The 23,549-nt window shown below is 54.1% G+C and carries 18 protein-coding genes; 10 read left to right on the forward strand and 8 right to left on the reverse strand.

The window, feature by feature from the left end; translation table 11 throughout:
- Positions 1–71: 71 nt before the first annotated feature.
- The 5 genes from maa to N0M98_RS18530 all read left to right on the forward strand — a co-directional run bounded on the left by maa (position 72) and on the right by N0M98_RS18530 (position 2,779).
- Positions 72–635 carry a maltose O-acetyltransferase gene (gene maa / locus N0M98_RS18510; protein ID WP_249866286.1) on the forward strand — a complete coding sequence of 188 codons (564 nt, stop codon included), beginning with the start codon at positions 72–74 and terminating at the stop codon, positions 633–635.
- 137 nt (positions 636–772) lie between these two features.
- A complete protein-coding gene (locus N0M98_RS18515) occupies positions 773–1,198 on the forward strand; it encodes an NUDIX hydrolase (protein WP_249865469.1) in 426 nt (141 codons plus the stop codon).
- 44 nt (positions 1,199–1,242) lie between these two features.
- Positions 1,243–1,761 carry a spermidine/spermine N(1)-acetyltransferase gene (gene paiA, locus N0M98_RS18520; protein WP_249865468.1) on the forward strand — a complete coding sequence of 173 codons (519 nt, stop codon included), beginning with the start codon at positions 1,243–1,245 and terminating at the stop codon, positions 1,759–1,761.
- Positions 1,762–2,246: 485 nt separating this feature from the next.
- Positions 2,247–2,447: a cold-shock protein gene (locus N0M98_RS18525; protein WP_249865467.1), complete on the forward strand. Its 201-nt coding sequence runs from the start codon at positions 2,247–2,249 to the stop codon at positions 2,445–2,447.
- A gap of 101 nt (positions 2,448–2,548) precedes the next feature.
- Positions 2,549–2,779 carry a cold-shock protein gene (locus N0M98_RS18530; protein ID WP_249865466.1) on the forward strand — a complete coding sequence of 77 codons (231 nt, stop codon included), beginning with the start codon at positions 2,549–2,551 and terminating at the stop codon, positions 2,777–2,779.
- Between the two features lie 32 nt (positions 2,780–2,811).
- Here the strand turns inward: N0M98_RS18530 and N0M98_RS18535 are convergent, their stop codons facing one another.
- Positions 2,812–3,000 carry a YqaE/Pmp3 family membrane protein gene (locus N0M98_RS18535; RefSeq protein WP_249865465.1) on the reverse strand — a complete coding sequence of 63 codons (189 nt, stop codon included), beginning with the start codon at positions 2,998–3,000 and terminating at the stop codon, positions 2,812–2,814.
- Positions 3,001–3,500: 500 nt separating this feature from the next.
- On the opposite strand from N0M98_RS18535, the gene N0M98_RS18540 reads away from it, so the two are divergent.
- On the forward strand, positions 3,501–8,366 hold the full coding sequence (locus N0M98_RS18540) for an Ig-like domain-containing protein (RefSeq protein ID WP_259618789.1): 4,866 nt from the start codon (positions 3,501–3,503) through the stop codon (positions 8,364–8,366).
- A gap of 71 nt (positions 8,367–8,437) precedes the next feature.
- Here the strand turns inward: N0M98_RS18540 and N0M98_RS18545 are convergent, their stop codons facing one another.
- The gene (locus N0M98_RS18545) at positions 8,438–9,367 is read right to left on the reverse strand and encodes an aromatic acid exporter family protein (RefSeq protein WP_259618790.1); all 930 of its coding nucleotides are present in this window, start codon (positions 9,365–9,367) and stop codon (positions 8,438–8,440) included.
- Positions 9,368–9,576: 209 nt separating this feature from the next.
- Complete coding sequence (locus tag N0M98_RS18550) at positions 9,577–10,467, reverse strand: DMT family transporter (protein ID WP_249865462.1); 891 nt, start codon at positions 10,465–10,467, stop codon at positions 9,577–9,579.
- A 799-nt stretch (positions 10,468–11,266) separates the two neighbouring features.
- On the opposite strand from N0M98_RS18550, the gene N0M98_RS18555 reads away from it, so the two are divergent.
- Positions 11,267–12,679: a PASTA domain-containing protein gene (locus N0M98_RS18555; protein ID WP_259618791.1), complete on the forward strand. Its 1,413-nt coding sequence runs from the start codon at positions 11,267–11,269 to the stop codon at positions 12,677–12,679.
- Positions 12,680–12,875: 196 nt separating this feature from the next.
- Here N0M98_RS18555 and N0M98_RS18560 read toward each other — a convergent pair whose 3' ends face one another.
- The 5 genes from N0M98_RS18560 to N0M98_RS18580 all read right to left on the reverse strand — a co-directional run bounded on the left by N0M98_RS18560 (position 12,876) and on the right by N0M98_RS18580 (position 18,158).
- On the reverse strand, positions 12,876–14,000 hold the full coding sequence (locus N0M98_RS18560; RefSeq protein WP_259618792.1) for a GNAT family N-acetyltransferase: 1,125 nt from the start codon (positions 13,998–14,000) through the stop codon (positions 12,876–12,878).
- A 94-nt stretch (positions 14,001–14,094) separates the two neighbouring features.
- Positions 14,095–14,559 (reverse strand): RidA family protein, encoded by a 465-nt coding sequence (locus N0M98_RS18565; protein WP_249865459.1) that lies wholly within the window; start codon positions 14,557–14,559, stop codon positions 14,095–14,097.
- Positions 14,560–14,698: 139 nt separating this feature from the next.
- The gene (locus N0M98_RS18570; protein ID WP_259618793.1) at positions 14,699–16,303 is read right to left on the reverse strand and encodes an N-acyl-D-amino-acid deacylase family protein; all 1,605 of its coding nucleotides are present in this window, start codon (positions 16,301–16,303) and stop codon (positions 14,699–14,701) included.
- 68 nt (positions 16,304–16,371) lie between these two features.
- Positions 16,372–17,478 (reverse strand): alanine racemase, encoded by a 1,107-nt coding sequence (locus N0M98_RS18575; RefSeq protein WP_249866285.1) that lies wholly within the window; start codon positions 17,476–17,478, stop codon positions 16,372–16,374.
- A gap of 14 nt (positions 17,479–17,492) precedes the next feature.
- The gene (locus tag N0M98_RS18580) at positions 17,493–18,158 is read right to left on the reverse strand and encodes a helix-turn-helix transcriptional regulator (RefSeq protein ID WP_249865457.1); all 666 of its coding nucleotides are present in this window, start codon (positions 18,156–18,158) and stop codon (positions 17,493–17,495) included.
- Positions 18,159–18,365: 207 nt separating this feature from the next.
- Between N0M98_RS18580 and N0M98_RS18585 the strand changes: the two genes are divergently transcribed.
- From N0M98_RS18585 to N0M98_RS18595, 3 genes are all read left to right on the forward strand, one after another.
- Positions 18,366–20,132: a cache domain-containing sensor histidine kinase gene (locus tag N0M98_RS18585; RefSeq protein ID WP_259618794.1), complete on the forward strand. Its 1,767-nt coding sequence runs from the start codon at positions 18,366–18,368 to the stop codon at positions 20,130–20,132.
- The gene (locus tag N0M98_RS18590; RefSeq protein ID WP_249865455.1) at positions 20,129–21,724 is read left to right on the forward strand and encodes a response regulator transcription factor; all 1,596 of its coding nucleotides are present in this window, start codon (positions 20,129–20,131) and stop codon (positions 21,722–21,724) included. Before N0M98_RS18585 ends, N0M98_RS18590 begins: the two co-directional genes overlap by 4 nt.
- Before the next feature lie 135 nt (positions 21,725–21,859).
- On the forward strand, positions 21,860–23,164 hold the full coding sequence (locus tag N0M98_RS18595) for an extracellular solute-binding protein (protein WP_249866284.1): 1,305 nt from the start codon (positions 21,860–21,862) through the stop codon (positions 23,162–23,164).
- Positions 23,165–23,549 lie beyond the last annotated feature (385 nt).

Below are 23,549 nucleotides of genomic sequence, written 5' to 3' on the forward strand. Positions count from 1 at the left end.
AAAGCGTGGTTAAAAAAGGGCGCAGATGGTACAATTGAGAAAAAATTTGTGAAAGGAATACTTCTGTGCAAATCAAATCGGAGAAAGAAAAAATGGTAAGCGGCGAGCTTTACCAGGCGGCTGACCCGGAGTTAACGAAGGATCGTTTGAACGCACGCCGGTTGACCCGATTATTTAATCAGTCGCTCGAAACGGAAGACGAACTAAGAAAAGAACTCTTACGGGAGCTATTCGGCTCCATGGGGAACCATTATTACATAGAGCCAACATTCCGCTGCGACTATGGCTACAACATTCATGTCGGCGAGAATTTCTATGCGAACTTCGATTGCGTGTTTCTCGATGTATGTGAAATTCGTATAGGCAATAACTGCTTCCTTGCTCCCGGTGTGCATATCTATACGGCGACGCACCCGCTAGAGGCCCAAGAGAGAATTTCCGGAGCCGAGTTCGGCAAGCCGGTTACGATCGGGCACAACGTATGGATCGGCGGGCGAGCCGTTATCAACCCTGGCGTCACAATTGGCAATAACGCGGTTATAGCTTCCGGTGCGGTCGTTACCAAAGACGTCCCCGACAATGCGGTCGTAGGCGGCAGCCCCGCCAAGGTCATCAAGCAGATTGATAATGGCTAGTAAGCTAGCGTACGATTACACCATAATAAAGCTGCCGCGGTGAACGGCAGCTTTATTGCGCTAACCGGTAGTATACTGCAATAGGAAATTAGTGGTAATATAGTTGTATTCATTTGTAAAAAAGGGAGGACGATGAAGTGGCTCCAAAACATATAGTTTCTGCGGCAGCCATTGTAATTAATGAGCGCAACGAAATTTTATTGATAAAAGGGCCTAAACGAGGATGGGAAATGCCGGGAGGGCAGGTTGAAGAAGGCGAATCGTTGAAAGATGCAGCGATAAGGGAAACTAAGGAAGAGAGCGGTATGGATATAGAAGTGACCAAGTTTTGTGGTATTTTTCAAAATGTAAGCAGTTGTATTTGTAACACTTTATTTTTGGGCAGACCAGTCGGCGGGGAATTAACAACTTCTACGGAGTCTTTGGAAGTAGGATTTTTCCCAATCCAAACAGCATTGGAGATGGTAAGCTGGGGGAATTTTAAGCAAAGAATTCAGTTTTGTTTGGATGAAAAGCTTCACCCGTTTTATGTTGAATTTTCGATTCCGCTCAAGGATTGTTAGGCTGCTGCGAACGTGGGACGAATGTAAAGGAGCTAGTATTTGAAATGACTGTGGAAATTAAAAAGTGCGGCCCTGAAGATTTACACAAACTTCAAGAAATAAGTATGGAAACCTTCAACGATACGTTTAAAGAGCAGAACTCGCCTGAAAATATGAAAGCTTATTTGGAAAAAGCATTTAACGCCAGACAGCTGGAAAAGGAATTGTCCGATCCATCTTCGGAATTTTATTTCGTCTATCTCAATGAACAACTTGCCGGGTATTTAAAGGTCAATGCGAACGAGTCCCAATCCGAACCCATGGGCGAGCATTCGCTCGAAATCGAGAGGATTTATATGAGACGCTCCTTTCAAGGAAAAGGGCTTGGGAGACACCTGCTGAACAAAGCGATGGACATCGCCAGCGGACAAAACAAAAAGACGATCTGGCTGGGCGTATGGGAAAAGAATGAGAACGCAATAGCCTTTTATAAAAAAATGGGTTTTGTGCAAACCGGAGCGCACTCTTTTTACATGGGCGACGAAGAACAAATTGATTTTATAATGACCAAAACGCTGATATAACGTTTTCTACTACGAAGAGCGGTGGCTGATTGGAGACGCTGCCGATCTGGAGCTACTCGAATTAAAGTGGTTCCCGTTAAAGAACTGCAGAGACATCCTGAAGTAAAACGAATATTGCCTTATTTGTAGAGTGAGGATGATGCGGTTTGAATCTTGACGAATGTGAGGCGATCGGATGAATCTTGGTTTACGCCAGACACTTGGTTCCCCGGTTATGTAAATGTTGTTAACCTGTTGGCATCAATGGAAGAGGGCTGTACATTTCAAAGCGGTAATTTTTTTGAAAAAAGAAAGATGGAAAACAAGAAAAACATTTGCTTTTAATAAAAAAGTATGCTATTCTAACATTAAATCATACATTAGAACCTTATTCACGTGTTGTAAAGGGTTGTCATTTGTGCGATGGAGCCTTTTACAATGTGTGAATTTTTTATTTTACAAAATAAAAAGAACATGTTAAATACCAATTTTGGAGGTAATACATTATGCAACAAGGTACAGTTAAATGGTTTAACGCAGAAAAAGGATTCGGTTTCATCGAAGTAGAAGGCGGAAGCGACGTATTCGTTCACTTCAGCGCAATCGTAGGCGACGGCTTCAAATCTTTGGACGAAGGCCAACGCGTTGAGTTCAACGTTGTTCAAGGCAACCGCGGACCACAAGCAGAAAACGTAGTAAAGCTGTAAGCTTTGCTCCACTACAAAAACTGCCCTTAACATGTGTTAGGGGCAGTTTTTTTATTACCGGTTCATAATGCATGAGTTCATTAAAACGAGGAGGGGTAAACATGTATTCTAGAAAAAAAACAATGGAAAATGTCCCGGAAGAGGACACTATGATTTGGTCTTGCACCAAAGAAAACTGCTCAGGATGGATTCGTGACAACTTTGCCTTCGAATACGTACCGACTTGCTGGCAATGTCAATCCCCTATGGTAAAAAGCATGAGAATGCTGCCGCTGCTTGTCAACACTAACGGAAATTTGAAACTGATCAAAAAAGGCATTCAAATTTCCTAACCTCACCGGTTTGCCTCCAGAATTCGGGACGTTTATTTGTTCCAATGCCTCGTCATTTTTTCCATTCGCTTATCCTGTTTTCTCTCGTGAACGACCATGCACGCATGGATGGCTCCAGGCAACCAGAAAAATAAGGTCAGAATCAGATTAAGAACAGCCTGAAACGGTTTCCCGCAAAACAAGACGGCAACCGGGGGAAGCAGGATCGCCAATAAATACATGTCAATCACCTCGCGTTTTTCTAAGTTAATTAATCATACGTCTGTGAATTAGCAGAGTTTCGGGCGGGGACGGCCAGGCAGCCTGTTTTGTACCGCCTGCGCCCCCGGCTTTGTTCAATGATGTCCGGAGGATTCTATTGGCTGCGCGGCATGCCATTGCAAAAGACATGGCGCCTGGGAGCGGGGCATCCGTTCCGTTATTGGTATGCAGATTTTTGAAAATCGTGTTGATTTATTCTCCGCCAATCCTTCGCGCCTGTCAATCCTTAATCGTTACTGTGGGATCGGGCAAGACGATCAATTATGTTTTAATATGAAGAATGCGGTTGGATTAGTATAATGATGTTACGAAAAAAATGACATTTTGTGATAGGATTCGACACGATCCTTTGCTTTTTCTGATAAAGTGTGTAATTTCACATTACATTTCCCAGCAGTAAGTAGTATATTAGTACTAGATTTGTAGTTGTGGGAGAGGGCTGGGATCGATGAGGAAAAAGATGATTTCTATAACGGCATCCTTGTTATTGCTTACGCAAGGGGCCACGGCGTTTGCCGATCCGGCTGTGTTTACCGACATTGACGCTTCATTTGCCAAAGACGCGATTATGGAGCTTCAACGAATGGGGATTGTGGACGGGGTGAGCGGAGATACATTCGCGCCGCAGACGTATATCGCAAGGCAGGATTTTGCCGTGCTGATTGCCAAGGCGCTGCAGCTTGACGTGAGCAATCCGCCGTCTACGGCCACGTTCCGGGATATTCCGGTTGTTCATTATGCGTTTCCTTATGTTGAAGCGTTGGTCAAGGCGAACATTTTCCAAGGCGAGGAAGAAGGAAGCTTCGGCGAAGGGAAAACGCTTACAAGGGAGCAATTGGCCGTCGTATTGGCAAGAGCCAAGCAGATTCGCGCGGCGAATAACGAAACGGGGCCGGACTTTGCCGACAAGGATGATATCAGCGAGTGGGCCAAGGCGGCCGTACAAGCGGTTAACAAAACGGGATTAATGGTAGGCGACGGTCAGCAGTTCGCTCCTAAGCGCCCTGTGACGAGACAGGAGATGGCGGAGGTCGTATCCAGGCTGCTTCATCTGCCCGCCGGGCAGGAGGCGACCGGACTTATACGCAGTCTGGCAGGGGATACCGTAACCGTAGATCAGCATACATATGCCGTCGGCGATTCGGTGAAAGGAATTTTGAACGAGGCCAACCGTGATGTGCTGGACGGGGCTGCGGTCACGTTCGATACTAAGGATAATACGATAACGAAGCTAACATCGCTTACACTTCATAAAAGCGGTCGAGAGCCGAAAGAGGCGGAGGAGGAATTCGGCGGAAATCTTGTGCTGGATGGACAAGGGAACCGAATCGAAGGGAATTTGGAAATTCAAGCGGATTTTATTACGATTCGCAATTTGCAAGTTAGCGGAAATTTTCGGATAGGGGATGAACTGAAGAACGATTTTTACGGAAAAAATCTGTATGTAAAAGGAACGACGGTCATTAATGGGGGCTCTTCCCATACGATTGTGTTCGACAATGCTTCGCTGGATACCTTTCAGATCAATAAACAAGAGGTCCGGGTCGAGGCGATCGGCAACACAACCACGGGAGATGTAGTAGTAAGCGCGAATGCAACGGTAACGGCCGACCCCGGGGTCACGATTCCCAAGCTGACGGTGACGGACGGCGCAGCCAACGTAGAGATTAATGCCAATGTCTCTTCGTTACAACTGGAATCGTCGCAGCCGGCGGTTATCGGCGGCAGCGGAAATATCCAATCGATTACCGTGTCGGGAACCGCCGCGGTGACCATTCAAACGACAGGTACGATCGGTAAGCTCGAAGTGACAAATAAAGATGTGCAGATTACGATACCGCCCGGAGTGCAGGTGCAGAGCATCGTGCTTCCGGACGGTGCAGCCGCGAGCGATGTGATCGCCAATTATGCCGCGGTCAGCGGGCAGATTGGTTCGGTAACAAGCGCTTCAGGCCAGACGGTTAGCGGCGGCAGCGCTTCCTCCGGCGGTTCAAGCTCTTCCCATTCGTCTAAGGTGCTGTTAGGCGCCGTATCGGGTTTCGTTTACTATGGCGCGGCCAATAAACCTTTGGCGAACGCCACGGTAACGGTACGAGATCTTACTGCCGCTACCGGATCGGACGGCAGCTATGAGCTGCCTTCGGTTCCCGCGGGAACCGGTTTGACGCTTAGCGTAGCGGCGAGCGGGTATGTTCCGAATCCGTATACGACGACATTGGACGTGTTTGGAGGTCAGACGACGACGGTTCCCGTTATCGTGCTCGGAACGGCGACGAATCATGCTCCGGTTGTCGCCCAAGCTATTCCGAAACAGACGATATCGCTGGGGGAAGAGGAACCCGTTTTTAATCTGAACGAAAGGTTCAGCGACGAGGACGGCGATATTCTCAAGTTTACCGTCGTTTCCTTAAATACGAAGGTTGTCAAAACAGAAATAAACGGCAGCATACTGAAGCTGATACCGGTCGGCGCAGGAACGGCTAGCATAGCTATATCGGCCAATGACGGAAAAGGGAAGTCGGTCAATTCGACGTTCTCCGTAACGGTGACGGCGGCGCCGGTTAATCACGATCCGAAAGTGTCGGCTGCCGGTTTAGCCGATCAGACGGCCATGGCGGGCGAACCCGAGATTAGCCTGAGCTTGGCAGGTAGCTTCACCGATGAAGACGGAGATGCGTTGAGCTTCAATGCGGTATCCTCCAATGAGAGCTCCGTGACGGCAGCAGTATACGGAAGCGTGCTTAAGCTGAAGCCTCTGCAAGCGGGCGTTTCCTCGATTCGTATCACGGCGGAGGATGGCAAGGGCGGAAAAGCGACGGCTTCGTTCACAATGACGGTCACGTCAGAGCCTCCGGCGAACCATGCGCCGAAGGTAGCCGCAGCGATTCCTGCTCAAAGCGGGACGGAGCAAGGCTCGGCCGTGGAGTACGACCTGAGCGGAACGTTCACGGACGAAGACGGAGATGCGCTGACGCTCAGCGCCGTATCGTCGAATACGAGCGTGGCGACGGTGAAAATCACAGGAACCAAAGTGGAGATCACGCCGGTAGCTCCGGGCGAATCGATGGTGACGGTGAAGGCGGCCGACGGCCGAGGAGGCGAGGTCACAACTTCGTTCAAGGTGACGGTACAGGCGGCGAACCATGCGCCGAAGGTAGCCGCAGCGATTCCTGCTCAAAGCGGGACAGAACAAGGGGCGGCCGTGGAGTACGACCTGAGCGGAACGTTCACGGACGAAGACGGAGATGCGCTGACGCTTAGCGCCGTATCGTCGAATACGAGCGTGGCGACGGTGAATATCACGGGAAGCAAGCTGGTGATCACGCCGGTAGCTCCGGGCGAATCGACGGTGACGGTGAAGGCGTCTGATGGCCAAGGAGGCGAGGTCACAACCTCGTTCAAGGTGACGGTGCAGGCAGCGAACCATGCGCCGAAGGTAGCCGCAGCGATTCCTGCTCAAAGCGGGACAGAGCAAGGGTCGGCCGTAGTGTACGACCTGAGCGGAACGTTCACGGACGAAGACGGAGATGCGCTGACGCTTAGCGCCGTATCGTCGAATACGAGCGTGGCGACGGTAAGTATTACGGGAAGCAAGCTGGTGATCACGCCGGTAGCTCCGGGCGAATCGACGGTGACGGTGAAGGCGGCCGACGGCCGAGGAGGCGAAGTCACGACATCGTTCCAGATGACGGTGCAGGCGGCGAACCATGCGCCGAAGGTAGCCGCAGCGATTCCTGCTCAAAGCGGGACAGAGCAAGGGTCGGCCGTAGTGTACGACTTGAGCGGAACGTTCACGGACGAAGACGGAGATGCGCTGACGCTTAGCGCCGTATCGTCGAATACGAGCGTGGCGACGGTAAGTATTACGGGAAGCAAAGTGGAGATCACGCCGGTAGCTCCGGGCGAATCGACGGTGACGGTGAAGGCGGCCGACGGCCGAGGAGGCGAGGTCACAACCTCGTTCCAGATGACGGTGCAGGCGGCGAACCATGCGCCGGTCATTCAGCCGATTCCTGATCAGTCCGTAACATCAGGAGGCTCTCCGCTGCAGTTGGATATAAGTTCTTACGTGCAGGATGCGGACGGGGATGCCTTGACGATCACTGCCGATACGAAAGATCATTCGATAGCCACAGTCACGGTTACAGGCAATATGCTGTCCATTTCGGCGAAGGCCGCCGGGCAGACGGAAATCACCGTCCATGCGGATGATCATCGCGGAGGAGTAACCGCCGGAACTATACGGCTGACGGTTACGAGCAATTCGAATCACAAACCTGTGGTCGAAGCCATGATTTACGAGCAAGTACTGACCGCAACGGTAACGAATAGCAGATCGTATGATCTTTCTCAGCTATTCTCCGATGAGGATGGAGACGTGCTTCAATTTACGGCAAGCGCCGATGTCCCGAATATCGCTCAAGTGACTGTGTCGGGAAGTATGCTGACATTGTCTGCGGGGAGTGTGGCCGGCAGCGCCCAAGTGACGGCTACGGCCAATGACGGCAACGGAGGCGTAGCAACCTATACCTTTACGGTGCGGAACGCTCCGTTAACGGCTAGCAATGCTTTTGTCACGTACACGACCAAGCAGGGGGTCAGCGACTTTTCCTATGACCTTTCGACGCTGTTCCCGGGTCAAACTCAATTTAAAGTGTACAAGGGGACGCCGGACTCAACCTTTGTCGGCCCTACGCCTCTTGGCGGCAAGGTAGTTACCCTTGCTAATGACTCGATGTACACTTGGGTTATCGGCGCCGACGGCAAGGCAGCCGTCTTCAAGGTTGTCGTCGAGTCCCAAGGCTCGCCGGAATTATTTTTCTCGCAATATTTGGATGGCGGGGACGGCCGAATTGCGATTGAGCTTTACTACAAAGGCGATGGAGACCCCTCTCATAAAGCGACAGGGTATTCGGTGGATGTGTATCAATGGGTGAAGAAGGATAATAAGATGCAGGTCACTTCTGCACAGATCGCTTCATTTTCAAGCAAACCCGCAGAAAATGGTGTATTTCCAGGGGTTCCTTATATATTTATTAACGCCATTTTCTACGACTATTTTGATTTGACTAATACCTCATACTATAATGATGAATTAAACTTATACCTCAATGACGGCAACACGGTTGCACTGGTGTTAAAAAAGGACGGGCAAGTCGTCGATGTGCTGGGAGATCCGAACTCCCATGAGCGGTTCATGCCGAACGGCGGAACGATTATCCGCAAACGGGGGATTTACACCGGTTCGAAATCGTTCAGCGATCAAGGCGAATGGACCAGCTATCCGAAAGGGACTTATCAATATATTGGAGCTCATACGATTTAAGAGGATATTTACGAAAAAAAGCAGCCGAGACGTCTCGACTGCTTTTTTTCTATGAGCAAGCGCAGGAAAGGTTACAAGGTTTGGATAAACCGCTCCAGCTCGTTGGCTACGGTATAGAGGCTTGCCCGGTTTTCGAACTCTCGGCGCGATTCGGGCAGCGGAAGCAGCTTGTGGTATTCCCTGATCGCATGCAGCTTCTCGCGGAACTGGTCGGTCGAATCGTTATTGCCCAAGCTGCCGCTCAGCTCCAGCACAAAATCCCCGATGCGGCTTCCCTGCTCCATCTGCACCGTGATTTTTGAGATCGGCGGGAGCATGCGATCCAATATTTCGAACTGCCTGCGCTTGGTTTCAAAATAGGCTTCATAAGAGCTGGCTTTGCGCAGCAGGTTGTTCTCGGCGTCCAGCAGCGCCAGACGCTTCGCTTGATTCAGGGCGTCGCCGAGCTGAATGATCTCTTTGCCGTCCCACATCGTATAGCCTTCCTTGAGATAGGCGGCCATCTCTTTCAATATCGCGGCGATCAGGCGATCGACCTCTTCCTTGCAGCGGTTAAGCTCCTTGTCGATGCTGGGCATGTACCAATTGACGAGCAGGGCCACCCCGAGGCCGATCAAAATGACCAGAAATTCGTTCAGGAAAAAAGCCGCTTCGATCTTCCGATGCATATATACATGCATAACGATAACCGAGCTGCTGGCGATGCCCTCCTGAATTTTCATGCGGACGCAAAGCGGAATGAACACGAGCAGCAGCACCAGGAAAGCGTACGGATGATAACCGATGAGAGTAAACAATACGCTGGAAAACAACAATCCGGCCAGGCAGGCGAAAAATCGGCTTATGACGGCTTGAGTCGATTGTTTGCGCGATTTTTGAATGCAGAGCAGAGTCAAGATTCCCGCGGAGGAATAGTACTCCAGCTGCAGCAGCTGGGCGAGTAAAATCGAAATGCTGACGCCGACGGCGGTTTTAATAGTGCGGAAACCGATCTTCATCATGTTGTCACCACCATAAACGGTTTTTTTGAATATATTGTAATCCTGGCAAGGTATAAACGTAAAGCTGATGGGAGGAAGAACGGAAGCTACCTGCTCATTCCTGCGCGTTTTGCGCGAAGCGATCCGCAGCAGTATTGCGATATAATTGCGGGTGAAAATAAGAGAGGCGCTCCGCGGGGGAACGCCTCATTGTGTTTATGCGATTGGCGTCAAGCGGCCGCCGCAGGAACGGCGCTTCTCCGGTTGGAGACGGCGACGCCGGTAAGAATCAGGATGCCCCCGGCAATTTGCGCGGGTAAAATGGCATCGCCGAGAACCAGATAAGCGACGATAATGGCAATAAACGGCGGAATATTCATAAACATCGAGCTGGTCGAAGCGCCGACCTCCGAAATGCCCTGATTCCACCAAAAGCTCGCCAAGCCTTGGCCCAAAATAGCTACGCAGGTCAGAAGCAGCCACATCGTAAGGTGCATACTGAAGTGCATTTGCCCTTGACTGGCTTCCCATAGGGCTGCCGGAGTCATCAAAACGGTGCCGATGACCGTGGCTAATATCGTAATATCGTAGGACGGCATGCTGGAAGACAATTTGCGAATGAACAAGAGACTAATGGACAATGCCAGCATGGCGAGCACCAGCAAAATATCCCCTTGGGAAATGCCGATCGATTTGCCGCCGAACAGCACGATCAGCACGACGCCGACCAGCGCCAATCCGGCCCCAGTAAGCTTGTTCACGGTAATGGACTCTCCGAGAAACATTCTCGCCAGGAAGGTCGTCGCGACCGGAGACAAGGCGATAATGAGCGAAGCGTTGCCTGCAGTGGAATGCTGCAAACCGGTAAAATAAAAAAATTGGTTGAACAAGGTGCCGAACAGCCCGGCGAAGATCAGGATAAGCCATTCTTGCAGCGTTGGCCGCTTCATCTTGCGGTTCACAAAGGCGACCGAAATCAGGAAGAGTGAGGTTAGGACCAAACGAGAGTAGGACAAAAAGATAGGGGAGAAATCCCTCAACAAATAGGCGCTCGCCACATAATTGCATCCCCACAGCAGAGAGACGCCGAGCAAGCGCAAAATAACAGCCCGATGGGACACTGGTTTCTGTTCCTTTCCATATATCGTCATAATAACTGCTTCATTATAATCACCGTTTGCAGGGAAGTAAACCGGGATATGGGGCAAAATTGCCGGGAATTGGCGCTTCTCGACCGGTTACGGAAACGTACTTACGTCCGCTCACAGGAAATCGGGTTCAGCAGCAACCGGAAGATGTTTTCCGCATGCCTCGCGCGCAGTCTTCATATTTCACCATCCGTCGTCTCGAATGATTTGATTTCCTTATTTATTATAAAAATGGTACAATAATCCTGAAAGCTTATGGATTGGATGAAAAGGAAGCGGGGTTTCACCATGTACAGAATCCGGCCGTCTAAAGGTATTTCTTTCATTACCATGATCGCAGGTTGTTTAATGTTATTGTTTGGGATCTTTAAAGTAGTTCCCTATGCAGGTTTCTTAGGGATTATCTGGATCGTTGTGACGCTCGGAATAACCATTTATCACGGCATGAATGTTTTTAGTAAAAACGGAGTGGCATTCGGTTACGTGGAGAAGAAAAATAAACGAATTTTAAAATGATCCATTTACATATGAAAAGCTGCCAATGATATTTAACAAACTATATAATGTCACTGAGGTACGCCGCTTTTTTGCAAAAGTCGGCTTTTTTGCCGTTTCGTATTATAATAGAATAGGCAATGTTCGAAATGACGGCGTCCATTCCTTGTTTTTTTGCTCGTATCAGCGAAAATCCGGACTAAAGATCGAACTATATGAGTAAGATGAATAGGGTCGAACCCTAGCGTCGCTTAGAAGAGAAAGGGGGGCTTACCGGATGGAAGATCGCATGGAACAACGATATTTGCCGGAACAGCCGATATTGCCGCTGCCTGGCGGCATGATTTATATGGGAAAAGACTTGTCGCTGAATCGAAAAGTGATTTTATATTCGCTGGACAGTCCGAATGAGTCGTTTACGCAAACGTATACGCAGCTGCTGGGAGAAGCTTCCCAGTTTACCGATAACAGTTTTATGCATATATTGGATATCGGATTCAATCGCTCGTCGAACCGGCTGATTGCGGTGCTCAAGCCTTGCAACGGAACGCTGCTGCTGCATGAGATCGCCAAGCAGGAGATGTCTGCCGAGGAAGCTATCACGATTGTGTACGAGCTGGCGCGCGGCATGCAGAAGGCGATGGAGGAAGGGATTGCCGGATTTTCGGTCGGCGCGGACAATGTCTGGCTTGATTTTGAACGGCGCCCCGTCGTCATGAACTATTGGGAGCAGGGAGCGAGCGCGCAGCGCGGCACCCGGGGACTGAGCGGCCTGCTGCTGCGGATGCTGTCCGGTAGCGCAGCGAACTCGGCGCAGCCGGAGCTGGACGATCCGAGAGTTCAGGCGGCGCTAAGAACGATTCCTGCGGAGCAAAGAAGAAGGCTGGCCGATCTGCTTAGGCAGACGATGAATGAGGATGTCCCGGTCAAAATGTTCATTGCCGAGCTGCGCGGCTATATGAGCGCGCCGAAAGAGGCCGCGAGGGAAATTGAGCCGGCGGTGATAGTGAAGCCGGCGATTACGGCCGACGCCAGAAGGCAAAAGACGCTGCAGGAAGAACCGGCAAGACGGCCTCCGGTGATCGAGGAAGAGGAAGACGATGAGGAGGACGAGGAGGATGAGCCCCGGCGCATCACCGTAGGAGGCGTCATGAAAAAGACGCTTCTGATCGGCGGAGCGATCGTCGTTATCGGAATTTGCTCCGTGCTCATTCTCATGGGTTTGTTCGAAACGCTGAAGCCGGATAAAGGCGGGTATCTTCCTCCGAGCTCGGACGCCTCCCAGACGACGCCTCCCGCCGCTGACGGGTCGGGCGCAGCCCAAAATCAGAACGGCGGGCAGTCGAATAATGCAGGAAAAGGGACGGATGCCGGAAAACAAGGCAATAACGCCAATAAGGGCGGAACGAATAATGCCGGAAATACAGGGAATGCGAATAATGATGCAAATAACAATGATACGGGAGCGGCCAAGCCGCCGAACAGCGGGCCGGTCCAGGTGCCGAGCCTGATCGGTATGACGCAGGATGAAGCGGGAAAAGCGGCTGTGAATGCCGGTTTGCGGTTTTACTTTGAAATTGAACCGAACGATATGGAGCAAGGGAAAGTATTCAAGCAGGACCTGCAGGCGGGGCAGACCGTGGACGCGGGCACCAAAGTTACTTTCTGGGTAAGTAAAGGGAAACAATAGTATTTGCATAGGAACAGCCCGAATGACCGTATGATGAGGTCGTTCGGGCTGTTTATGCTGCTCTACGATATGCTTAGGGTTCCGTTTTTGTTGGTAGCTTTGATGGCTTTATTTTGCAATAACAGGGACTTTTTCACCGCATGGTGAAGAAGTGCCCGGAGACAATACGATCCGATCGCTTGCGCCGGAAGCGGTCTTAAGTATAGCTGAGTCCGCTGAGAGAAGGCAGCGGAATCGCGGTCCAGCCGGGCAGGCTTGCGGCCTGCTCCGATGAGGGATCGAACAGCAGGGAGACGAGCTCCCCTGCCGATAAGCGCACGCTGCCGCGGCCCTCTGCGGCAACGGTGCAGCCATCCTCCTGCTGCTCGCCGACAGCAGGGATAATCCCGCCGGCCGCGCGAAGATAAGGGGCCGCTTGCTCCAGCAGGCGCGCTGCGCTGACGACGAACACGGTGCCGCTGTTCGCCGCCGGCGCAGACGGCACGCCTGCTTCGCGCAGCAGCAGCGCGAGCTCGCGCTCGTGCCAACCTACCGCAACCGTCAGCTCCGCGAGGTTGAAGCGCTCCACCGCGTCGGCGAGCAGCGCCGCGACGGCTTCCGCCGGGCCGCCCCACTCGACGGCGGCCGGATGCCTCTTGCTGTGATAGCGGCCGGGGGCCTCGATCACAGCGAAGCTGTCGACGCCGCCGCCCGCCGGAGCGGCGACGAGCGCCTCGTGCGCCAGCTTCGCGCAGCTGGCGTGGGCCTGCGCGCCGAGCAGCCGCTGCAGCTCGGTGACGCTATGCGCGAACGCGACTTCGCGGGCGTCCGCGGCTGCATGCAGTGCGAACGCGTCCTGCGGCGCGTACGGGCGAATCTCGCGGCCGCTATGCGCCGCGGTTCGCGCGCGGAGCCGGGCGGCGCCGGCGGCGTCCAGCGTAAACCGATCCGTGCGGCCGAAGTGATAGCAGTGCGCCCGCGTATAGAGCGACCGGTCGCCCGAGACGAAGATCAGCGAAGCGCCGGCCTGATCGGCATGCCGCTTGCACAGCTCCAGCAGGCGGCCCGCGGTGCCTTGGCCGCGGTAGTCCGGATCGGTGCAGACCGAGCCGACGGAGAAGACGTTCAGCCGCGCCGCGCCCACACGGAGTACGAAAGGAACGAAGCCCATGAAGCTGACCAGCTTGCCGTCTGCAAAAGCGCCGTAGGAGTGGCTTTGTCCCGGCGAGAAAATCAGCGGAAAAGCGGTTCCCATCGACGATTGCTCGGCATCGCGAAAGATGCTGTCCGCCAGATGAACGGCTTGCTGCAGCTCTTCATTGCGTACGAGTCGAAATTCCAATAATAACGCCTCCTAAAGGAAAATGAACAGACAGTGAACTATCTTAAAGCGACAATCGGTGAAGGCGTCATTCTCGGGATGCGATAATGGCCGCCTAGTCGCGGATTTCGGCAATGATTTCGATTTCGACCGGCGTATGGAAAGGCAGGTCGCTGGCGCCGATCGCGGAGCGGGCGTGCTTGCCGCGTTCCCCGAACACTTCCACCAGCAGATCGGATGCGCCGTTCATGACGTAAGGCTGATCGGCGAAGCCGGGAGCGCTGTTGACGAAGCCGAGCAGCTTGACGATTTGTACGACGCGGTCAAGGTCGCCAAGATAGCCTTTCATGACGGCGAGGCAGTTGATAATGACCTGCCGTGCCGCTTCCTGGCCCTGCTCGATCGTCAGCTCGCCGCCGACCTTGCCTGCGTACATCAGCTCGCCGTTAATACGGCAATCTTGTCCGGACAAATAGATCAGATTGCCGGTGCGGCTGCAAGGAACATAGGTGAAGCGGGGTTCGGGCGACGGCGGAAGCGCGATGCCGAGCTCATGTAGTCTTTGTTCGATTTGGCTCATATAAATACCTCCGAATAAGGGCTTAGTGATGTTGCGATTTCTCAGCGGCCGAAGCGATGGGGACGGGAGCTGCAAAGCAGCGGGTTCCCCCCCGGCGTTCTGCGATGCGGAAACGGCCGCCTTCGCTCGTGCCGTAAAATTAATGACGGCAGCAGTGGTGCGCCCGGATCAAGACGCCTTCGCGGGCTTGGGTGTGGCGTTCGGCGAGCAGTGTCGGCTTGCCGCCGACAACGACATGGGAAATGCCGGCCGGATACTGTCGCGGCTCGTCAAAGGTCGCAAGATCCCGGATCGTCTCCGGATCGAACACGGTCACGTCGGCGGCATAGCCGGGCACGAGCAGACCGCGCTTGCCGAGCTTGAACCGCTGCACAGGAAAGCTCGTCAGCTTGCGCACCGCTTGCTCCAGCGTAAGCACCTTGTCTTCGCGGACATACTTGGCGAAGACGCGAGGGAAGGTGCCGTACAGCCGGGGATGCGGCTTGCCGGTTTCGCAGGTCAGGCTGTCCGAGGCGATCAGCGACCGCTCGTAGCCGACGACCTGCTTGACGTCTTCATCGGACATGTGGAAGTAGACGATGGAAATTCGCCCGTCCTCCTCAAGCAATAGGTCCATCATGCAGTCGGCCGGATGCAGGCCGCGTTCCTCGCTGATTGCGGCGATATGCTTGCCCTCCAGATGGCGGTTCGCTTCCGTATGCACGGCGGAGATGTAAACGCTCTGCCAGCCTGTCGAGCAGACCAGATTATCCCAATCGTCCTGTTCCCGGCCAAGCTCCTCGCGAATCCGCTTGCGCAATGCGGCGTCCCGGAACCGCTCCAGCACGCATTCGATGCCGCCTTCGACGGCCCATGGAGGGAGAACGGTCGTGAGCGTCGTGGAACCGGCATTGTAAGGGTATACATCGCAGGTGACGTCGAGTCCTCGGGAGCGCGCATCTTCGATTAACTCCATCGCCTCAAGCACCTTGCCCCAGTTGATTTTGCCGGCCGCCTTCAAATGGCTGATGTGCAGGGAGACGCCCACTTTTTCGGCAATCCAGATCACTTCCTTCACGGAAGGAATCAGATTATTGCCCTCGCCGCGGATATGGGTGGAGAACAGCCCGTTATACCGGGGCAGCACGGAGCACAGCTCGGCCAGCTCTTCCTTGGAGGTGTAGCTGCCGGGCGCATACAGCAGGCCGATGGAGAAGCCGATCGCTCCGGCTTGAAGACCCTGCTCCAGCATCTGCTTCATCCGCTGCAGCTCTTGCCGGGTGGCCGGGCGGTTGGCGAAGCCCATTACGGCGATGCGAAGCGCGCCATGCGCTACGTAGGTGGCGAGATTCTCCGACGGATTCGAGCGGGCGAGCGATTCCATATACTGCTCGACCGTCTCCCAGGGCCACTCCCAGGAGGTTTTGCCGAGCACGGGCTGCACGTAGCTTTGCAATAGCTCCGCCTGGTCTTTGACGAACGGGGCGGGGGCGAGGCCGCAGTTGCCGACCACTTCCGTGGTGACGCCCTGGCGGATTTTAATTTCGCTTAGCGGATGATCGAATATCATCAGATCGGAATGGCAGTGGCCGTCGATAAATCCCGGCGCAATGACTTGACGGTGGACTTCGACGGTCTCTCGCGCCTCTTGGTCGAGCCGCCCCACGGCGGCGATGCGCCCGTCCTTGATCCCGACATCTCCGATAAACCACGGATTGCCGGTGCCGTCGACGATGCGTCCGTTTTTCAATACGAGATCGAGCATGCGGTTAAACCTCCCGTTTTTCATGTGACGTCATTGAAACCGTTTGCATAATCGCTGCGGCATTCCCTTTATTCGAGCATTCCCCGGCCGGCAACCCGTTTCGGCTCCAGCACGTCGCCCTGGCGAAACAATACCCGATTATGCAAATTGACCGTGCTGCATATATGGTTTGGAATAACGGATATCCGGTCGCCGACCTTAAGCCCCTTCCGCTGCGCTTCCGGCCCGAGCCGAAGCATGCCGTGCTCCTCGGACATCCGCTCCAATACCGCATCCTCGTAGCCTACGACATGGCCGAAGCCTTCGAGCATCAGCGGCGCCGAATTCGGCTGTACGTCGGTGGCGAACGTCTTGCTGCCGCCGTCGATGACGGCGAGATCGGGGGAGGGACGGCTGACGACGGTGACGAGCACGCTGCCCGCGCAATCCTCCAGGCCGCAGACGCCGAAGCGGGCCTGCATTCTGTCCTGGTATACATAGGTGCCGGGACGAATTTCCGTCACGCCTTCGACGGCTGCGGCATATGCGCCCGTAGGCGTCGATCCGACGCTGACGTCGGCGATGGGGATGCCTTGAGCGCGCATCCGTTCGGCGAGCTGAACCATGATGCGGCCTTCCTCTTCGCCGGCGTCGGCCAAGTCCAGCGTCGGCCTCTGCTGCAGCAGCGCGCCGCGGAACGTATAAATGCCGGTCAGCTTCAGATGCTCCAGCGCATGGATACGGGCCGCCAGAGCGGCGGCATCGTCATATGGAACGCCGCTGCGGCGCAGGCCCGTATCGATTTCGAGCCGTACTGTAAGCTGAACGCCCAGCCTCCCGGCAGTTTCGTTCATGCGGGCCGCGCCTTCGTCGCTGTCGACCCCCAGGATCAGCCGGATGCGTCGGCTGAGCGCCGCGGCGCGTTCGATTTTGCCGGGGGCAACGAGCGGATAAGCGATGAAAATATCCGCGATGCCGTGCTCCGCCATCACCTCGGCTTCCGATACTTTGGCGACGGTGATGCCGACCGCTCCGGCCTCCAATTGCAGCTTGGCTACATCGGGAATTTTATGCGTTTTGGCATGGGGCCGAAGCCGGACGTTATGCTTGCGGGCCACCTCCGCCATCGTTTGAATATTGCGGTTCATTCGCTCCGCGTCGATAATGACGCAGGGCGTTTCCGGCATGCCGGACATCGGTTTGCTGTCGGTCAAGCGTCTTCATCCCCTTCCGCTTCGGATAATGACTTGCCTTCCTCCAAATAGTTGTACAGCGTATATTTGGAAATATTCAAATAGCTGCAAATTTTTTCGCCGCCTTTTTTGATCAGAAACGCCCCTTTGCGGTCCAACAGCTGAATCATCTTCATCTTGTCTTCCTTGGCCATTACGGCGACCGGCTTGCCGACCTGCTCCTGGGCTTCCTGAATCAAGGCGTCGAGCAGATCGCTGACGTTGCTGACGAACGATTCTTTGACCTCCGGCTGCAGGCCCGTGCTGGTTAAGGAATGCAGCGTCTTCTCCGCTACCATCAGCTCGGTGATGTCGAAATTGATGCACAGTGCGCCGATGGTTTTACCTTCGTTATTTTTCATGTAAATGGAGGTAGAACGTAAAATACGGCCGTCCTTGGTTTGCGTGACGTAATTGAATTTATTGCCGTCGACATGGTTGCCCCGCAGCAGCTCCAGACCGAGGTTGGTGCCCGGATCGCCGATTTTTCTTCCTGTAATGTGGCCGTTCTCGATGGCGGTAATCGTGCTCTCGTACGATCCGGTCAGATCGTGCAGCACCACCTCGCAGTTGTCGCCGAACTGGGCGGCGATGCCTTTGACCAGACTGTTTAGAAGCTCGGATTCGTCGCGGATGTGCTCCATGGGATTGCTTATCCTCCTCTCGCTATAGCTTCGAAATCTTCTTGAAACCGATAGTATCATAACGGATTGAAATGTCAAACAAAAAGTTTGTTCGAAAGAAAAAAAGTATGTTAGTATAATATTGTTACCGCTTGCAAAATGAACGGACGCACGGGGTTATGGACGATTGCGACCGGTAACAATTCACGGTTGATGGGGGAACCTGCTATGAAGCGGTGGTTCGGTAAGTCGTTGAAACGCAAGCTGTCTTTGTTTTTGTTGTTCGCCATTTTGCTGCCGCTCCTGTTAACCGGAGGAATCTCGTACAAAATCGCCTCCTCGATTACCGAGGATAAAGCGAAGCAGTCGGGGATGAATACGCTTAGGCAAATCGCGGGCAAACTGGAATTTATTATTCAGGACGTGGAGACGATGTCCTTGTTCATTATCGGGCAGCGGGATATTCAGGCTTACTTGGACGATGACAAGGAAGACGTGCTCCGCTTCATGACTAACGTAGGATTTTTGACGAATCTGGCTTTTTCCAAAAAGTATATATCGAACATTACGATTACGAACGATAGCGGCAGACCGCCGTTGTCGAATACGACGGTGCTTCGCTCCGGCCTTCCGGATGTGCTGAAGCAAAATGAAGAGACGTACCGCAGCAGCGTAAAATGGTGGTCGCCGCTCTACGAGAATCAGACGACCGACGGTCTGAAGAAGGTATTCTCTCTCGTGCGCCCGGTGCGCAGCTACAACAATTTCAAGCCGCTCGGAACGATCTCGATCAGCGTCGACGAGGAAGAAATCGCCCGTTACTTGGCGGAAGCGGGTTGGGAGGAGAGCGGGTTCGTCCTGCTGCTGGATTCCCGGGACGAGATTCTGTCCTCCGGCCAGCCGCAGTGGCTGAATCGTCCGGTAGCGGATATTTTTCCCGATATCGGGTCGATGGAAGGGGACAGCGGAATTCTCAATTACGGCGGCAAGGAACAGAAGACGATTTTGTATTACACGATTCCCGGTCTCGGCTGGAAGCTGGTCGGTTTCATTCCGACGCAAATTTATACGAAGCAGAACGGCTACGTCCTGATGGTCACCGCTTCGGCGGTAGGGCTCGGCTTGATTTTGGCAGCAGGACTGGCGCTGTACTTCCTGCAATGGGTGACGAGGCCGCTGACCCGTCTGACGCAAAACATGAAGGACATCAATCCGGATGAGCCGATTCCTCATTTCGAGGTGCGGAGCACGGATGAAGTAGGGCTGCTGCTGCGCAGCTACAATAAGCTGAGCGACCGAATCCAGCGCTTGAAGGAGCAGGTGCAGAAGAACGAGGCGATGAAGAAGGAAGCGGACATTCAGGCGCTGCAGGCGCAGATCAATCCTCATTTTCTGTACAATACGCTGTCTTCGATCCATTGGATCGCGCTGATGAACAAGGACCGCCAGATCGCCGAGATGGTCGGGGCGCTCAGCGATTTTCTCAGATTCAGCCTGAACAAAGGCGAGGAGTTTTGCCCCGTTCAGCAGGAGGTGGCCCATGCGCAAAATTACGCTTATATTCAATCGATTCGTTTTCCCGAGCAGTTCCACATTGAATTTTATATCGATCCGGCGATGCTGCCGATTCCGATGCTCAAGCTGCTGCTTCAGCCGTTAATCGAGAACAGCGTCATTCACGGCATTCAGAAAAAGCAGAGCAAAGGCTATGTCTACGTTCACGGAGAGCTGTCCGGCGCGGCGCGCATGAAGTTTATCGTCGAGGACACGGGGATCGGAATCGATCCGGGGAAGCTGCGGGAAGTGCGGCGCAACCTGACCATGGAGGAAGCGCGAACGCCGGCGGTTCAGCCGAGAGGCAGCTACGGACTGCGCAACGTGCATCAGAGGCTGCTGCTCCATTACGGGCCCGAAGCAGGGCTAACGATCGAGAGCGAGCCGGGGAAAGGCACGATTATTTCATTCACCATACCGATAGCGGGGGAACCGATATGAGGATATTGATTGTAGACGACGAAGTGATCATTCGGACCGGACTGTGCACGGTGATCGACTGGAAGGAGCTCGGGCTGGAGCTGCTGCCTCCGGCTTCGTCCGCAGAGGAGGCGCTCGCCCGTATTCCGGCGGAGAAGCCCCATATTTTGCTTACCGATATCCGGATGTCGGGGAAAGACGGGATCGAGCTGGCGCGCGAAGTGAAGAAGCTGCTGCCGGATACGGAAATTGTCATTTTAACCGGCTATGACGATTTCGCTTATGCGCAGCAGGCGCTGCGGGAGGGCGTGACCGATTATTTGCTTAAGACGAGCCGTCCGGAGGAAATTATTAAGGCGGCGATGAAGGCGAAGCAGCGCATTCTGGAGAAATGGGAGGCGCTCAAGCAGGAAAATTTCCAGACGGCGGCGCTTCGCAATCAGCTGCTGGAGCGGCTCGTTACACAGGGTTTGGGACAAGAGCCGTCTTCGGTTCAGGAGCAGCTGAAGCTGTGGTTCGCCCAAAACGGCGTACAGCCGGACGCTGCGGCTATGTCCCCGATGTCGGTCCTGATGGTCTCCGCTTCGGGTTGGGGGGATGAGCCGCTCGCCAGGCTGCTGCTCGGCGCCGCGGAGAATATGCTGTTCGAGCTGCTGCCCGCCGTTACGCTGCTGAAGCATGACCGGCTGCTGCTCGTCGTACGCGGCCCCGAAGGCATGAGCGATGACGGGGCGCTGAAGCAGGCGCTGCAGCGGGTGGAGCAGACGCTCAAGTGCGCGGTCTTCGCCGCGCTCGGCCGTGCGGTGGACAGCTACGACGGCTTGAAGCTGTCCTGCGGCGAGGCGGAGTATGTTTTCTCCTTTCGGGGGCTGGTCGCTGCCCGCGGGTTGTTCGCGATGGACGACGTCAAGGACCGTCAAGGCGGAAGAACGGTTTGCTCGCAAAAGGAGGAGGCGGAGCTGTCCGCCATTCTGATGAGCAATCATCCGCCGGAGCTGCGTCACTGGGTCAATCAGAAGGTGCGCGCCCGGATGGAGGAGCCTTCGGCTACGGCCGCGTCGGTGCAGGCATATTTGCAGTCTATCGTCTGGTCCGGGCACCGGTGGCTGGACCGGGTTAGAGAAGGCGCGGCTGACGCGGGCATCGCCGGGAATGCGAAGCTTCGGGAGCAGACGGCTCCGGGAGAAGCGCATACGATGACGTTCGAGCTGGCCGACCAGCCGGAGGAGGAAGTGTTCCGCCAGTTGAACTCGATTATGTCGTCGTTTCACGATGCGATGGCGGATAACAGGTTCCCATATATTCAAAAATCGATCGCATATATTCAAGCGAATCTCGATCAGCATTTATCGCTTCAGCAGGTGGCGAAATTCGTCCATTTGAACCCGAATCATTTCAGCGAGGTGTTCAAGCGGGAAACCGGCCTTAACTATATCGAGTTCGTGACGCAGGAGCGGATGCGGCGGGCCGCCGACATTTTGCAGGGCACGCAGGCCAAGATCAGCGAAGTCGCCGGCCTCGTCGGCTACGAGGATATCAAATATTTCAGCCAGCAGTTTAAAAAGCATACCGGGCAGACGCCTTCGGAATTTCGCCAATCGTCGAAAGACTGAAAAAATTCCCCCCCTGGCGCCGAAGTCTCTCCCTTTTTGCAGCCTGCGGCTGTCCTCTATACTTGAACATGTGAAGAGATAACGAGGAGGGTGCAGCGATTGAAAAAGATAACGACCATTGCGCTGACTGCGGTAATGACGACGGCTTTGCTGGCCGGTTGCGGTTCCAGCGGCGGCACGGACGGCAAGGCGGCGGGAGACGGCGGCAATAACGACAAAGCCGGACAAAAGGTAAAGCTTTCTCTGTGGCATAACTATACGGGGGACGATCTTCGTGCCAAAAATATGCGGGCGATCATGGAGCAGTTCCAAAAGGATCATCCGAATGTCGACCTTGATATTCAAGGGATTCCGCCCGACGGCTATAAAGCCCGTTTGAAAACGGTTGCCGCAGCCAACGAAATGCCCGATCTGTTCGTCATGTGGCCTGGCGCCATGACCAAGGAATTCGTCGGGGGCGACCTGCTGCAGCCGATCAACGGCTTGCTGGACAGCAAACCGGATTGGAAGAACGGCTTTCTCCCGAACTCGTTTGACGATTTCACGATCGACGGCAAAACGTACAGCGCCCCTATGGGACTGTCGCCGACCTCGATTTTGTACTATAACAAATCGATCTTCGATAAATACGGCGTAAAGCCGCCGAAAACATGGGATGAGCTGATGAGCCTCGTCGACACGTTCAAAAAGAATAACATCACCCCGATCGCGCTCGGCAATAAGGCGGCCTGGCTGGCTCAATCGAGCATTTTAAGCTCTTTGGCGGATCGCGTCACCGGCTCGGAATGGTTCTTGAACGCAGCGAACCAGAAGGGCGCGAAATTCACCGATCCTGAATTTATCCAGGCGCTGACTTATCTGCAGCAGCTCGGTAAAGCGGGCGCCTTCCAGGAAGGCTTCAACAGTATCGACAATACGCAAATGGAGCAAATGTTCGCGCAGGGCAAAGCGGCGATGATGATCGACGGCGGCTGGGCGCTGACGAATCTTGCGGCCAGCGCGTCCAAGGAAGCCTTGGACAATATGGGCGTCACGGTGCTCCCATCCGTACCCGGCGGCAAGGGCGATCCGAACTCGCTGTCCGGCGTCGTCGGCACGGGCCTCGGCATGAGCAAGAAAACGGGCGGAGCGGCCAAAGACGCCGCGTATGAATTGATCTACGCGTTGTCCGGCCCGGCGGCGCAAAAGGCTACGCTTGAAAGCAACCAACTCGTCAGCTACAAAGTCGAGCTGGACAAAACGAAAGTGTCTTCTCTGTTCGCGCAAGTGCATGAAATGCTCGGGAAGGTGAAGCGGACGCCTGTATACGACGGCGTGCTCAGCTCTGCGGCGAGCGATGTCGTGAATAACGGACTGCAGGAGCTGCTTATGGGCGGCAAACCGGACGATATCGCGAAGAAAATTCAGGATGCGCAGGCGAAATCGCTCGGAATCAAGTAAAGAAGCATAGCGGTGCGGCGGTTCCAGTCTTGTGACAGAGACTGGAATTGCTTTTTAACCCTGTCCGTTCTATTTGTTAAGATAAAGCATTGAAGTGATAAAGCGAACCTTGCTCATGTTGAAAGAATGCTCTGCCTAAGGCAAAGCTTTTAAGTCCAGCGGTATGATGTCAAGTCCCCGAATCGGTCGAATTGGAAATTTTCTTGGCTGTAACAGCTGGGAGTGCCGAAAAAAGGACAGCTCAAACTGAACCCAGCGAAAAATCGAGATAATATCCAGATTTTAACTGGGAATTATGCCAGGGACTTTAGCAAAGGAGGCGTTAATCCTTCGCAGGCGTCACCTTCTTCCGTGGCGTATAGAGTTGGCCGTTGCGTAGCAGCAC

It is taken from the genome of Paenibacillus doosanensis (genome assembly GCF_025060755.1).
Taxonomy (GTDB): Bacteria; Bacillota; Bacilli; order Paenibacillales; family NBRC-103111; genus Paenibacillus_S; species Paenibacillus_S doosanensis.